Origin of the sequence: Nocardia sp. NPDC059229, from assembly GCF_042754165.1 — a bacterium.
Classification (GTDB): domain Bacteria; phylum Actinomycetota; class Actinomycetes; order Mycobacteriales; family Mycobacteriaceae; genus Nocardia.
Genome location: NZ_JBHZAK010000011.1, coordinates 67,908 through 80,708, shown reverse-complemented (window position 1 = coordinate 80,708; position 12,801 = coordinate 67,908). Strand labels below are relative to the sequence as shown.

14 protein-coding genes are annotated in these 12,801 nt (G+C 69.4%); 5 read left to right on the top strand and 9 right to left on the bottom strand.

Annotated elements, in window-relative coordinates; all coding sequences use genetic code 11:
• Window positions 1-26: 26 nt before the first annotated feature.
• The 7 genes from ACFXHE_RS24485 to ACFXHE_RS24455 form a co-directional block, all read right to left on the bottom strand.
• Window positions 27-824 carry an ABC transporter permease subunit gene (locus ACFXHE_RS24485; protein ID WP_379386556.1) on the bottom strand — a complete coding sequence of 266 codons (798 nt, stop codon included), beginning with the start codon at window positions 822-824 and terminating at the stop codon, window positions 27-29.
• A gap of 3 nt (window positions 825-827) precedes the next feature.
• Window positions 828-1,721, bottom strand: a complete 894-nt coding sequence (locus tag ACFXHE_RS24480; protein WP_379386554.1) for a 2-aminoethylphosphonate ABC transporter permease subunit — start codon at window positions 1,719-1,721, stop codon at window positions 828-830.
• A complete protein-coding gene (locus ACFXHE_RS24475) occupies window positions 1,718-1,891 on the bottom strand; it encodes a hypothetical protein (protein WP_379386552.1) in 174 nt (57 codons plus the stop codon). Before ACFXHE_RS24475 ends, ACFXHE_RS24480 begins: the two co-directional genes overlap by 4 nt.
• Window positions 1,888-3,069 carry an ABC transporter ATP-binding protein gene (locus ACFXHE_RS24470; RefSeq protein ID WP_379386551.1) on the bottom strand — a complete coding sequence of 394 codons (1,182 nt, stop codon included), beginning with the start codon at window positions 3,067-3,069 and terminating at the stop codon, window positions 1,888-1,890. The genes ACFXHE_RS24475 and ACFXHE_RS24470 overlap by 4 nt, the downstream gene beginning before the upstream one ends.
• 41 nt (window positions 3,070-3,110) lie before the next feature.
• Window positions 3,111-4,175: a 2-aminoethylphosphonate ABC transporter substrate-binding protein gene (locus tag ACFXHE_RS24465; RefSeq protein WP_379386550.1), complete on the bottom strand. Its 1,065-nt coding sequence runs from the start codon at window positions 4,173-4,175 to the stop codon at window positions 3,111-3,113.
• 109 nt (window positions 4,176-4,284) lie between these two features.
• Entirely contained in the window at window positions 4,285-4,971 is a 687-nt protein-coding gene (locus ACFXHE_RS24460; protein WP_379386549.1) for a phosphonatase-like hydrolase, read from the bottom strand.
• A 25-nt stretch (window positions 4,972-4,996) separates the two neighbouring features.
• On the bottom strand, window positions 4,997-6,112 hold the full coding sequence (locus ACFXHE_RS24455; protein WP_379386547.1) for a TIGR03364 family FAD-dependent oxidoreductase: 1,116 nt from the start codon (window positions 6,110-6,112) through the stop codon (window positions 4,997-4,999).
• A gap of 160 nt (window positions 6,113-6,272) precedes the next feature.
• On the opposite strand from ACFXHE_RS24455, the gene ACFXHE_RS24450 reads away from it, so the two are divergent.
• Window positions 6,273-7,004, top strand: coding sequence for a GntR family transcriptional regulator (locus ACFXHE_RS24450; RefSeq protein ID WP_379386890.1), 732 nt, complete (start codon window positions 6,273-6,275; stop codon window positions 7,002-7,004).
• Window positions 7,005-7,010: 6 nt separating this feature from the next.
• Here the strand turns inward: ACFXHE_RS24450 and ACFXHE_RS24445 are convergent, their stop codons facing one another.
• Window positions 7,011-8,024: an LLM class flavin-dependent oxidoreductase gene (locus ACFXHE_RS24445; protein WP_379386546.1), complete on the bottom strand. Its 1,014-nt coding sequence runs from the start codon at window positions 8,022-8,024 to the stop codon at window positions 7,011-7,013.
• Window positions 8,025-8,152: 128 nt separating this feature from the next.
• Here ACFXHE_RS24445 and map point away from each other — a divergent pair, with 128 nt between their 5' ends.
• The 4 genes from map (at window position 8,153) to ACFXHE_RS24425 (ending at window position 11,845) form a co-directional block, all read left to right on the top strand.
• Window positions 8,153-9,016: a type I methionyl aminopeptidase gene (gene map, locus ACFXHE_RS24440; protein WP_379386544.1), complete on the top strand. Its 864-nt coding sequence runs from the start codon at window positions 8,153-8,155 to the stop codon at window positions 9,014-9,016.
• A 125-nt stretch (window positions 9,017-9,141) separates the two neighbouring features.
• On the top strand, window positions 9,142-9,366 hold the full coding sequence (locus tag ACFXHE_RS24435; protein WP_379386542.1) for a hypothetical protein: 225 nt from the start codon (window positions 9,142-9,144) through the stop codon (window positions 9,364-9,366).
• Between the two features lie 307 nt (window positions 9,367-9,673).
• Window positions 9,674-11,215: a cobyric acid synthase gene (locus ACFXHE_RS24430; RefSeq protein WP_379386541.1), complete on the top strand. Its 1,542-nt coding sequence runs from the start codon at window positions 9,674-9,676 to the stop codon at window positions 11,213-11,215.
• 66 nt (window positions 11,216-11,281) lie between these two features.
• Window positions 11,282-11,845: an alpha/beta fold hydrolase gene (locus ACFXHE_RS24425; RefSeq protein ID WP_379386539.1), complete on the top strand. Its 564-nt coding sequence runs from the start codon at window positions 11,282-11,284 to the stop codon at window positions 11,843-11,845.
• On the opposite strand, the gene ACFXHE_RS24420 is transcribed toward ACFXHE_RS24425, so the two are convergent.
• The gene (locus tag ACFXHE_RS24420) at window positions 11,825-12,763 is read right to left on the bottom strand and encodes an alpha/beta hydrolase (RefSeq protein ID WP_379386888.1); all 939 of its coding nucleotides are present in this window, start codon (window positions 12,761-12,763) and stop codon (window positions 11,825-11,827) included. The genes ACFXHE_RS24425 and ACFXHE_RS24420 overlap by 21 nt on opposite strands.
• Between the last annotated feature and the right edge of the window lie 38 nt (window positions 12,764-12,801).

Below are 12,801 nucleotides of genomic sequence, written 5' to 3'. Positions count from 1 at the left end.
GGTCGACCCGAAAGCTGACCTGGCAGTCAGCGCAGCGCCGCACGACCTTTCAAGCGGCCCAGGATCACCAGGGCGAGCAGCGTGACCAGCACCAGCAGCGTGGTACTGGCCGCGGCATCGAAGACTTCGCCGCGGTCGGTGGCCGCGAAAATGGCCACCGGCAGGGTTTTCCAGGTCGCGGGGTAGACCATGATGGTCGCCCCCAGCTCACCCATGGACAGTGCGATGGCCAGCCCCGCCGCCGCGCCGAGCGCGGGCAGCAGCAGCGGCAGCGTGATCCGGAACAGGACCCGCGCCGGTCCGGCGCCGAGCGATTCGGCGGCCTGCCGGTAGCCGGGGTCGAGCCGATCCAGCGCCGCCGAGACCCCGCTGAAGGCGTAGGCCAGCACGAGCACCGTATGCGCCAGGATCACGATCCATTTGGTCCCGCCCAGCAGCAGCGGCCGCTCGTTGAAGGTGATGAGCACGCCCAGGCCGATCGCCACCGACGGCACCGCGACCGGCACATGGAACACCGCGTCGGTGAGCCGCCGCAGCCAGCCGGGGGCCTCCATCGACGCCAGCGCCGCCCAGGTGCCCAGCGCCAGCGAGAGCAGTCCTGCCAGCAGCGCGGTCTGCAGGCTCACCGACAGGCTCGCGGACTCCTCTCCCGACAGCGCCCGGGAGAAGTTCGCGAACCCCAGCTGCGAGGGCAGCGGCCCGTTCCAGCGTCCGGCCAGTGCCGCCGCCACCACGGTCGCGATGGGCGCCACGAACACCACGGCGACCACGACCCCGAACACGGCGAGCACCGCGGCCCGCCCGCGCCTGGTCCACACCAGCATGGTTCAGCTCTCCTTCCGCGCACCGGTGAGGCGCGCGAACAGCAGTCGGTATCCGAGATACAGGCCGAGCGACAGCAATACCTGCACCGAGGCCAGCACCGCGGCTCCCGGCAGATCGAAGGTGACGATGCCGCGCGTGTAGATCAGCGCGGGCAGCGTGATGACGCCCTTGGCCCCGGTGAACAGCACGATGCCGAATTCGTTGAGGGTCAACAGCAGCGTGAGGCTGCCACCCGCCGCCAGCGCGGGCCACGCCTCCGGCATCACCACCTGCGCCAGCACCCGCCACGGCGAGGCGCCCAGACTGGAGGCCACATCCAGCTGTTCGCGCGGCAGCTGCGCGAACGCGGCCAGCAGCGGCCGCACCACGAACGGCGTGAAGAAGGTGACCTCGGCGAGGATCACGCCCCAGGGCGTGCTGAGGAAGTTCACCACCGGCCGCGTACCACCGGTGATCTGGTTGATGAGCGCGTTCACCGCCCCCGCTGTCCCGTACAGGAACGTGAAGGCCAGTGTCACCAGGAAGGACGGCAGCGTCAGCACCGAGTCGATGAGCCGACCCACCAGCTGCGAACCCGGAAACGGCACGAATGCCAGCACGATCGCCAGGAATGTCCCCAGCAGCAGGCAGCCGATGGTAGAGCTGACCGCGATGGTCACTGTGCGCGTCAGCGCATTCCGGAACGACTCTTCGGCCAGCACCGCCGACCAGGTCCCGACCCCTCGCCCGGACTTGGTCTTGGTCGACTCCAGCAGCACCCGCACGATCGGATACACCGCGATCAGCAGCACCGTCAGCACCGGCGGCAGTGTCCACAGCACCGGCCGCCACGACCGTCCCGGCTCGCGAGTCCCGGGAGCCTCTGCCGCGGAAGGAGATTCGAGCAGAGCGGTCACGACGACCTCCCGTCCCGCACCGCGGCCGACCCGGCGAACAGCTCGGACCCCTCGTCGGCGGTCACCTCGCGCCGTCGCGACACCGTCCGCCGTTCTTCCCGCAGCGGGCTCGATGTCACTGCGGCATAGTCGAATTCACCCGTGTCTCGACGGGTCGGGGAGGCGGTCATGCGCGGACCTCGCCGTCGGCGGCGGAGTCGGTGCCGATGCCCGGCGGGATGAGCACCCCGGCCGGGTCGGGGAAGCGTACGCCGATGTGGTCGCCGGGCGCGATCTCGGTGTGGCCCAGGACATCCGCGGTGAGCTCGGCGGAGATGCCCGCCACATCGAGGTGCAGCCGGGTCGAAGCGCCCTTCCAGACGCTGGTGATCACGGTGGCGCGCAGCGCATCTCGTTCGGTGAGCGGCACGATGCGCACGGTGTGCGGCCGGACGCACAACTGGGCGTCGGCATTCGGTGCCCAGTCCGGGCGTCCCACGCCGGGCGGCGGCGCGTCCGCGCGCAGCGTGTGCTCGCCCACGGTCACCAGCGCGGCGGTGCCGGAGACGTGTTCGACCGCGCAGGCCAGCAGATTCGCGCCGCCCAGGAAGGAGGCGGTGAATTCGGTGGCGGGCTGCTGCCACAGTTTGTGCGCGGTATCGATGTCGACCAGCCGCGCGTCGCGCATGACCGCGATGCGGTCGGCCAGCGCGAGCGCCTCGGCCTGGTCGTGGGTCACGTACAGCATCGCCGTGTCCGGCAAGGCCTTTCGCAGCTGCTGCAGCTCGCCGAGCATGTTCTGGCGCAACTGCGCGTCCAGCGCCGCGAGGGGCTCGTCGAGCAGCAGCACCCGGGGCCGGATGGCGAGCGCCCGCGCGATGGCGACGCGCTGCTGCTGCCCACCGGACAGCTCGCGCGGCAGCCGCTTGGCGTAGGCGCCCATGCCGACCATGTCCAGGGCTTCGGTCACCCGGGCCCCGATCTCGTTGCGCGGCACGCGATGTGCCTTCAGCCCGAAGGCCACATTGTCGTGCACCCGCATGTGCGGGAACAGCGCGTAGGACTGCACCACCACCCCGATGCCGCGCTTGGCGGGGGAGAGGTCGGTGACGTCGCGGCCGGCCAGCCGCACCGCGCCCGAGGTGGGCCGGACGAACCCGGCCAGCGCCTTGAGCGCGGTGGACTTGCCGGAACCGCTGGGCCCCAGGAGCGCGACCGTTTCCCCCGCGGCCACTCGCAGGTTGAAATCGGCCAGTGCCACAGTGGATTTACGGCCGCGGCCGTAGGTGACTCCGACCCGGTCGAACACGATGGCCGGTTCGTCGGTGGTCTCGCCGGCCACCGTGGATGTCGTCAACGCGGAGGACATGGTTGCTGCTCCTGGGGCTGGTATCGGACTGACGCCGTGCGCTAGCTACCGGTGGCCTTGGTGTAGGCGGCCACGTCGGCGTCGAGGTTGTCGAGCACGGAGGTCCAGTCGAGGTGCAGGACGGTCACGTCCTTGATGGTCGCGGCCGGGGACGGACCGTTGCCGGTGGCCGGGGCGCTCGCCAGATCCGTGCGGGACGGGATGGCGAAGGTGTCGGGCAGCGACTTCTGCACGTCGGCCGAGAGCAGGAACTCCATCAGCTTCTTGGCCGCGTCCGAATGCGGCGCGCCCTTGGCCATGCCCATCAGGTAGGGCAGCGAGACGGTCGACTTCTTGCCGTCGGCGGAAGCCGGGAAGAAGACGTTGAACTTGGAGCCGTTCTTGACGCTCTGCAGGTTCATCTGCACGTCGCCGTTGGCGATGAGGATCTCGCCCTTGTCGACCTTGGCCTGCAGCTTGCCGGTGGAGGAGGACGGGCCGACATTGTTGGCCTGCAGCTTGGCCAGGTAGTCGAGCGCGCCCTGCTTGCCCATGAGCTGCTGCAGCAGCACCAGCACCGCGGTGCCGTCGCCGGCCTGGCCGGGGGTGGAGTACTGCAGCTTGCCCTTGTAGTCGGGCTTGAGCAGGTCGTCCCAGGTCAGCTTGGTGGCGTCGACCGACGGGTTGGCGATGAAGCACAGGTAGTTGCCCGCCAGGGAAACCCACTTGCCGTTGGCGTCCTTGTCGGCGGCGGCGACCGCGCCGGTGTCCACACCGCTGGCCTGCAGCAGCCCGGACTTGTCGGCCTTCTGCATGAACGGCGGCAGGGTGACGACCAGGTCGGCCTGCGGGTTGGACTGTTCCTTCTCCACCCGGCTGACGACCTCGCCGGAGCCGGCCTCCACCTCGTTGACCGTGATGCCGGTCTGCGCCTTGAACTTCTCGAAGACGGGCTTGTACCAGTCGCCGAGGCCATCGACGGAGTAGACGGTGACCGTCTTGCCGTCCTTCGAGTCGCTGCCGGTGCCGCCGCAGGCGGTCAGGCTGAAGGCGACCGCGGTGGCGGAGGTCAGGATGAGAGCGGTGCGGGCGATGTTGCGTGCGAGGCGGTTGTTCGAAATACGCACGGTGACTGCACTTTCAGTTCAGGGGACGGTCGAGTCGAAGACTGGGTGGAATCGAAGGGATGGGGGTACTCCGCCGCCCGGGCGAGGCGCGCCCGGGCGGCGGAATTCTCTAGCCGCGCTCGGCCAGCAGCAGCTGCGCGAATTCGGTGACCGACGGCACCACGTGGGTCGCTCCCGCGGCCCGCAGCTGCTCCTCGGTGTGCGCGCCGGTCAGCGTGCCCGCGACGATGCGCGCGCCCGCGGCCAGGCCGGTGGCGATATCGCTGGACGTATCACCCAGCACCGCAACGCGATCCACGGCGTCGGCTTCCAGCCGCAGCACGGCGGTGAGCACCATGTCGGGGTAGGGACGGCCGCGCCCGGCGTCGGAGGGGACCAGGGCAAGATCGGCGATGTCGTTCCAGCCCAGCGCGTTCAGTAGCCTGTCCTGGGTCTCGCGGCTGAACCCGGTGGTCAGCGCCACCTTGATGCCCGCCGCCCGCAGCGCCGAAATGGCCTCTGCGGCACCGGGAATCGGGTTCACGCCCGCCTCGGCGAATTCCGCGTAGGCGGCCTCGAAGGCGCGGTTGGCCAGCTGGGCGCGGTCCTCGTCGCCGAGCAGGGTGCGGAAGCACCAGATCTTGGACTGGCCCATGGTGTCCTGCACGAACGTGCGGGCCGCCTCGCGCTCCGGGCCCGCGGCGGGCACGCCCGCGGCGGTGATGGCCGCCTCGAACGCCCGCTCGACCAGCCCGTCGTCGGCGACGGTGGTGCCCGCCATATCGAGGACGGCGAGTTCGATCTGCTTGTCGGACACGGTGATTCCTTTGATCGAGGAGGTCTCAGAGCGAGAGGAGGTCGGCGGTCTCTTCGCCGAGGGCGGGGCCGAGCGTCATGCCGCGGCCACCCGGACCGGTGACGACCCAGACGCCGTCGGCCGCCTGCGCGCGGGTGACGATGGTGCCCGGATCGATGGACTGGCTGTACACGCCCGCCCAGCGCCGCACGATCGGCGGCAGCTTGCGGCCCAGCAGTTCCTCCATCACGCCGGTGAGGTGCTCGTAGGGGGCCTCGTCGACGTCGAAGGTGAACGGCTCGTCGTACTCGTGGGTGTCGCCGATGGTGAGCCCGCCGTGCAGGCGCTGCACGGCCAGCAGCTGCATCTTGTGCTGGGCGGCCGTGAACGGCTGCGCCTCTTCACGATTGAGCCGGTCCAGCTCCGGGCCGGCGAAGGCCGGGTAGTAGCGGAAGCTGTCGCCGTCGGCGATGGCGGTGGTGAGCGGTTCGCCCAGGGGAGCGGTCTGCATCATCTGCAGCCGCACCCGGCGCACCGGAATGTCGCCCACCAGTTCGCGGGTCAGGCCGGTGTGCGCGGCGCCCGGGCAGACCAGCACCAGATCGCCCTCGTGCCGGCGGCCGCGGTCGTCGATCACGGTGGTGCCGGTGACGGCGCGGGCCTCGGTGCCGGCGAAGAAGGCGTAGCGTTCAGTGGCCTCCATGTAGCGCCGCAGGGCGGGCAGCGCCTGCCGGGACTCCACGGCGGCATCGGTCGAACAGTGCAGGCCCGCAAGGAATTTGCCGCGCAGCGCGGGGTTCAGCGCGCGCACCCGGTCGACGTCGAGCAGTTCGAAGCCGCGCTCGGCGGCCGAGGGGTGGGCCGCGGCGGCCTCGGCCACCGCGAGCTCGTTCTCCGAGCGCACCAGCGTGAGGGAACCGGCCGCCCGGAAGCCGACGCCGGGGACCCGGCCGCCGATCTCCTCCCACAGCTGCCGCGAGCGCAGGGTGAGCTCCAATTCGTGTGCGCTGCGCCCCGATACCCACACCAGACCGAAGTTGCGCACGGTCGCGCCGCGGGCTTCGACCTCGCGCTCGAGGTGGATGACGTGGTGGCCGCGCCGGATGGCGGCCAGAGCGTGGGCGGTACCGAGGATCCCTCCGCCGATGATGACCAATCGCATGGGAATCATCCTGAGCAATGGTCTAGACCTACGAGTGTTTCGTGTGGAAACGGTAGGTTAATAATTGGTATAGACCAATCCTGTGTAGGCTGGGGTCATGGACACGAGGGAGGCTGCCGGGGTGGAAGACCAGGTGGAGCCAGGCCGTCCGCTGGGCGAAATGCCCGGCGCCGGAACCGATTCCGCGCCGAACGCGCGCCTGCCGAAGTCGTACCGCGTGCGCGCGGAACTCGAGGCGCTGCTCACCGAACTCTCCGAGGGCGACCCGCTGCCCTCGGAACGCGAACTGGCCCTGCGCTGCGGCGTCGCCCGCGAAACCGTGCGTCAGGCCGTACGAGAACTCTTGGTGGAAGGCCGTATTCGCCGTCAGGGCCGCGGCACGGTGGTCTCGCGCCCGAAGATGGTGCAGCCCCTGTCGCTGCGCTCCTACACCGAGGGCGCGATCAAGTTCGGCCGCAAACCCGGCCGTCTGCTCGTCGAATGGACCGATATCCCGGCGGACAAGGACACCGCCCAGGACCTCGCGCTCGAACCCGGCACGCCGGTCATGCATCTCGAGCGCATCCTGCTCGCCGACGGCGAGCGCATCGGCCTGGAGAGCACCTGGATGCCGCTGGACCGCTTCGCCGTGCTGCGCGAGTTCTACAACCCGGAGACCTCGCTGTACGCCGCCACCCGCGGCATGGGCGTGGTCTACGCGGTCGCCACCGAGCGCATCGAAACCGTGCTCGCCTCACCGCGCGAGGCCGCCCTGCTGGAATGCACGACGGCCCTGCCGATGCTGCTGCTGCACCGCCGCAGTGTGGACGGTGAAGGCGTGCCCATCGAACGCGTGCGCTCGCTCTACCGCGGCGACCGCATCGCCTTCCAGGCCAGACTCACCGATTACTGACGCCGGTCAGCCGAGCTGCGGGGCAACCTTTCCGCCCAGCAGTTCGATGGTGTGCAGCACTTTCTCGTGCGGCAGCGTGCCCACGCTGGCGTGCAGCATGAACCGGTCCAGCCCGAGCGTGTCGCGGACATCGGCGATCTTCTCCGCGACATGGTCCGGCGTGCCCACGAACAGCGAACCGCTCTGCGAGCGCAGCGCATCGAACTGCTGCCGGGTCATCGGACCCCAGCCGCGCTCGCGCCCGATTCCCGACATGGCCCGCGCGTACGGCGCGTAGAAGTCCTCGACGGCTGCCTTGTCGGTGTCGGCGACATACCCGTGTGCGTGCACCGCCACCGGCTGCGGCTCGTGCCCGCCTTCCTCCAGCGCCCGGTGATACAGATCCACCAGCGGCTTGAACCGCGCCGGCTGCCCGCCGATGATGGCGATGGCCAGCGGCAGGCCCAGCAGCCCGGCGCGCACGACGGATTCGGGGCTGCCGCCCACCGCGATCCACACCGGCAGCGGCCGATTCTCGGTGCGCGGGTAGACGATCGCGTCGGTCAGTGGTGCGCGGAACCTGCCGGACCAGGTGACCGGCTCCTCCTCGCGGATCTTCAGCAGCAGCGCGAGTTTCTCCTCGAAGAGCTCGTCGTAGTCGCTGAGGTCGTACCCGAACAGCGGGAACGATTCGATGAACGACCCACGCCCGGCCATCAATTCGGCCCGCCCGTTCGAAATCCCGTCCAGCGTCGAGAAGTCCTGGAAGGCCCGTACCGGGTCGGCGGAGCTCAGCACGGTCACCGCGCTGGTGAGCTGGATCCGTTCGGTGCGGGATGCGATGGCCGCCAGCACGACGGCCGGCGAGGACGCGGCGAAGTCCTTGCGGTGATGCTCACCGACGCCGTAGACGTCCAGCCCGGCCTGCTCGGTGGCCACTGCTTCCTCGACCACCTGCCGCAACCGCTCGCCCGCGGTCGGCACCGGCCCGTCTCCACCGACGGGATGAGTTTCAGCGAATGTCGTCAGCCCCAGTTCCACGGCCGCAACCCCTCTCGAGTCTTGTTTCCAAGTCAACCGAAAGGATAAACGGACCACGGTCCGGAAGAATTCCCCCGTACCCGGACCTGGGAATCTCGCGAGCCGGACCGGCAGATAGTCTGGTACCCATGTCTGTGCGCACCCGCAAGCCCCTCGTTCCCGGCACGCAGTCGCCCATTCGCGAGGTCCCGAAAGACATCGAGCGACCCGAGTACGTCTGGAAGAAGACCGCCAAGGAGGGGCACGAGCCCTGGGTGCAGACCCCGGAGACCATCGAGAAGATGCGGATCGCGGGCAAGATCGCGGCCCAGGCCCTGGAAGAGGCCGGCAAGGCCGTCGCGCCCGGCGTCACCACCGACGAGCTGGACCGGATCGCGCACGAGTACATGCTCGACCACGGCGCGTACCCGTCGACCCTGGGCTACAAGGGATTTCCCAAGTCCTGCTGCACCTCACTGAACGAGGTCATCTGCCACGGCATCCCGGACTCGACCGTGATCGAGGACGGCGACATCGTCAATATCGACGTCACCGCCTACATCGACGGCGTGCACGGCGACACCAACAAGACCTTCCTCGCCGGTGATGTGGACGAGGAGGTGCGCCTGCTGGTCGAGCGCACCCAGGAGGCCACCATGCGTGCCATCAAGGCGGTCAAGCCGGGCCGCGCGCTCAATGTCATCGGCCGCGTCATCGAGGCCTACGCCAACCGCTTCGGCTACGGCGTGGTCCGCGACTTCACCGGCCACGGCGTCGGACCGACCTTCCACTCCGGCCTGGTCATCCTGCACTACGACCAGCCCGCCGTGGAGTCGGTCATCGAGCCGGGCATGACCTTCACCATCGAGCCCATGATCAACCTGGGCGGCATCGACTACGAGATCTGGGACGACGGCTGGACGGTGGTCACCAAGGATCGCAAGTGGACGGCCCAGTTCGAGCACACCCTCGTCGTCACCGACGACGGCGCCGAGATCCTGACGCTCCCGTGAGAGTCGCGATGCCCCAGCGGGGTACCAGAACTCGGGCGATCGGCTCCCGAGGCCCGCGGCGGAAGAATTCGCGGGTCCTCCCGCCCAACCCCCGCGACGAGGGGCTGGGAGCGCTCCGCGCCACCATGCGACGCCATGTCGAACTCGCCGCGGGACGGCAGGTGCCGGAAGCGGACGACGCCCCCGGCGAGCAGCCCGACGTCGAGGTGACCAACGGCGCGGACGCCGAAACGGACGACGGCCGCGACGTCTACCCGAGCCGGGACGCCTACACGAGTAGTAGCCGCGACTCCTACCGCAGCCGGGACGCCTACACCAGCAGTGCGCGAGCGGGGAACAGCCCGCGGTGACGGGTGCGCTGCGGGTCGCGGGTGCCACCTCGGATGCCGCGAAAAGCGTTGTGGTGGACGGGTTTTGCCGCCAGCTCGCAGTAGGGAGCGCGGAACGCATCCGGCGTCACCGTCGTCGCCCTCATCTGCGGGTGGAGCATCGGATCGCAGGGGTGAAGGGTGCTCCGCCGGCGGCGGGCGCCACCTCCGAAGCGGGGGTGAGCATTGCCGCGGCCGGGCTTTGCCGGATGCCGGCGAGGCCTGGGGTGAGTGTCGTACCGCGGAGCATGGGGAGCGGCTCTGCGGCGGACGGTATCGGGTGACCCGGGTGAAGGGTGCTCTGCTGGTCGCGGGGACCACCTCCGATGCGGGGAAAAGTGTTGTGGTGGCGGGGCTCTGCCGCATGCTGGCGCGGCGCGGAGTGCGGGTCGCACCGTTCAAGGCGCAGAACATGTCGAACAACTCGGTCGTCACCCTGGACGGCGGGGAGATCGGCCGGGCGCAGGCATTGCAGGCTCGCGCCTGCGGGCTGGAACCCAGCGTGCGATTCAACCCGGTGTTGCTCAAGCCCGGGAGTGATCGGCGCTCGCAGCTGGTTGTGCGCGGCAAGGCCGTCGACACCGTGGGGGCGAAGGATTACTTCCGGCATCGGCAGCAATTGCGTGCCGTTGTCGCCCAGGAATTGGCCTCGCTGCGAGCCGAATTCGATGTGGTGATCTGCGAGGGCGCGGGGTCGCCAGCCGAGATCAATCTGCGGGCAACGGATCTGGCGAACATGGGTTTGGCGCGAGCGGCGGAGCTGCCGGTCGTGGTGGTCGGCGACATTGATCGTGGGGGAGTGCTCGCCCATTTGTTCGGGACCGTGGCGATTCTGGAACCCGAAGACCAGCAACTGATTTCCGGATTCATCATCAACAAGTTCCGGGGCGATGTGGACCTGTTGCGACCGGGGCTGGACCAGCTCGCCGAGCTGACCGCGCGGCCTACGCTCGGTGTCATCCCGTTTGCCGAGGACCTCTGGATCGACGCCGAGGACTCCCTCGGCACCGTCGCGGACGCCCCCGTCGGCCGTTCCCGCCCGCCGCTGGGCGGAGAGTGGCTGACGGTCGCCGCGATCCGGCTGCCGCGCATCTCCAATTCCACCGATGTGGAGGCCCTGGCCTGCGAACCCGGGGTGTCCGTGCGCTGGGTGAGCGACCCGTCCCGCCTGGCCGGAGCGGACCTGGTTGTCATTCCCGGCAGCAAATCCACCGTCGGCGACCTGGAGTGGTTGCGGCGCACCGGGATTGCCGACGCCCTGACGGCGCGTGCGGCGGCCGGTGGCCCCATTCTCGGCATCTGCGGCGGCTACCAGATGCTGGCCCGCACCATCGTCGATCCGGTCGAATCCGCCGCGGGCACCGTCCCCGGCCTGGGCCTGCTGGACCTGGAGATCGAATTCGCCGACCCCAAGGTGCTGCGCCGTTCCAGCGGCGGTGTCCCGAATCATGGTGTGCCGGGCAGTGACAGCGATCTCCCGGTGCACGGCTATGAGATCCACCACGGCCGCGTCACCCGGCAGGGCGACGACCCGTGGTTCGAACTCGACGGCGCTCCCGAAGGCAGTGTGCGCGAGGCGATCTGGGGCACCCATCTGCACGGAGCCCTGGAGTCGGACGAGTTTCGCCGCGCCTGGCTGCGGGTGGTCGCCGCGCGGGCGGGCCGCACCGATTTCGTTGTCTCCGATGCTGTTTCGGTCGCCGAGGTGCGCTCCGCCCAGCTGGATCTGCTGGCCGACCTCATGGAGAAGCACCTCGACCAGGAGGCCCTTGAACAGCTCATCACCGCTGGTGCGCCCACAGATCTCCCGGTTCTGACCATCAAGAAGTGACCGGCGTCACATAAATCCGCCCGACTCGCGTTCGGCCCCTCCGGCGCTCCTGTAGCGTGTTTGACCATGGAATCTCGGCGGATCACGGTCGGTGACCGCGAGTGGGCGGTGCGAATCGGCGGACCCGAATCCCGGCACCATGTCCTGCTGCTACCCGATGCGGGCGATCCGGCCGACATTTATGACCAGGTCTGTGCACGGTTGCAGACCTCGGACCTGCACACCATCGCGATCGAATCGATCGACGGTCTCGACGCCACCACCGTTTTCGCCATCCTCGACCAGCTGCAGGTCCCGTGGGCCAACCTGGTCGGCAGCGGCGCGGGCGCGGACCTGGCCTGGCAGCTGGCCGCCCGCGGCTTCGGTCGCTTCATGAGCCTCATCGTGGCCGGCGGCGGTCACCCGGCCGCGCCGGCCGCGGACGGCGCCGTCAAGGACCCTTCCTGCCCGCCGGTGGAGATCCCCACCACCCTGCTGGCCACCAAGCGCCTGCCGCGCCCGGTGGCCGAGGCTTCCAGCCGGTTCGTCTACGGCGAATTCCGGCTGGTCCCCATGGATGTCACCGATGTGGCCGCCGAAGCGGGCCACGAGCTGGCCACCGAAGTGGTGCTACGCACCAGCTTCTGGTGAGTCGGCCAGCCACTTCAACCAGGAATCCAGCTCCCTGAACGCCTGGGTGCGCGGCGTCTCCGACGACAGGAACACGTCGTGCCGCGCGCCCTCGATGGGCACGATATTGGTGCGCTCGCCCAGGCAGCCCGACCAGCGCTGGATCTGCCGCACGTCCAGCACCACATCCGAGACGTCGGCGGCGGGCCCGTACTCGGCCATGAACTTGGTGACTTTCGAGCGCAGGATCAGCGCGGGCACCCCGATCTCGAGGCCCTTGTGCAGCCGCAGATGCCCGCGCCGGATGGCGCGCAGCCAGCCGGCGTGAACGGGGTAGCCGCTCAACGGTTTCCAGTCCAGGTTGTAGTCCCACTCACCGGCCTGGGTGTGGTGCAGGCTGTCGCCGTAGGTGGTGGCCACGCCCAGCGGCAGCTTGGCGAAGGCGCGCAACCGGCCCAGGCCCTCCAGCAGCGGCGTGCCCACCGAGCGGTAGTAGCCGGGACCCTGCAGGTCGAACCACGGGCTGTTGAGCACCAGTCCGGTAATGCCCTGCGCGCGAACGCCTCCGGCCGCCTCCAGCCGGTTCAGCCACAGCGAGGTCACCAGGCCACCGGTGGAGTGCGCCATGATCAGCACCGGCAGCTCGGTTTCCTCACGGATGACCTGCAGCGACCGGTTCAGTTCGGTGTCGTAGAGCGCCAGGTCGCTCACGTAGTGCGGGGTCTGCCCGGCCCGCTGCGAGCGCCCACATTTGCGCAGATCCAGCGCATAGAAGGCGTAGCCCTGGGCGGCCAGGTGCTGGGCCAGGTGCTCCTGGAAGAAGTAGTCGGTGAACCCGTGCACGTACAGCACGGCCCGGGTGGCGACCGGGGCGTCGGCCGGGGCGTAACGGACCAGGGTGGCGACCACGTCGCCCTCACCGTCCGGATCCGGACCCATCGGAATGGTCAGCTGCTGGTAGTCGGCACCCAGCACGT

Excerpts from the sequence above, each read along its gene's own strand:
- map (WP_379386544.1), top strand. The coding sequence starts at position 8,153 with ATGTCTGTGCGCACCCGCAAGCCCCTCGTTCCCGGCACGCAGTCGCCC.
- ACFXHE_RS24470 (WP_379386551.1), bottom strand. The coding sequence starts at position 3,069 with ATGTCCTCCGCGTTGACGACATCCACGGTGGCCGGCGAGACCACCGAC.
- ACFXHE_RS24425 (WP_379386539.1), top strand. The coding sequence starts at position 11,282 with ATGGAATCTCGGCGGATCACGGTCGGTGACCGCGAGTGGGCGGTGCGA.
- ACFXHE_RS24475 (WP_379386552.1), bottom strand. The coding sequence starts at position 1,891 with ATGACCGCCTCCCCGACCCGTCGAGACACGGGTGAATTCGACTATGCC.
- ACFXHE_RS24450 (WP_379386890.1), top strand. The coding sequence starts at position 6,273 with ATGCCCGGCGCCGGAACCGATTCCGCGCCGAACGCGCGCCTGCCGAAG.
- ACFXHE_RS24435 (WP_379386542.1), top strand. The coding sequence starts at position 9,142 with ATGCGACGCCATGTCGAACTCGCCGCGGGACGGCAGGTGCCGGAAGCG.
- ACFXHE_RS24485 (WP_379386556.1), bottom strand. The coding sequence starts at position 824 with ATGCTGGTGTGGACCAGGCGCGGGCGGGCCGCGGTGCTCGCCGTGTTC.
- ACFXHE_RS24420 (WP_379386888.1), bottom strand. The coding sequence starts at position 12,763 with ATGGGTCCGGATCCGGACGGTGAGGGCGACGTGGTCGCCACCCTGGTC.
- ACFXHE_RS24455 (WP_379386547.1), bottom strand. The coding sequence starts at position 6,112 with ATGCGATTGGTCATCATCGGCGGAGGGATCCTCGGTACCGCCCACGCT.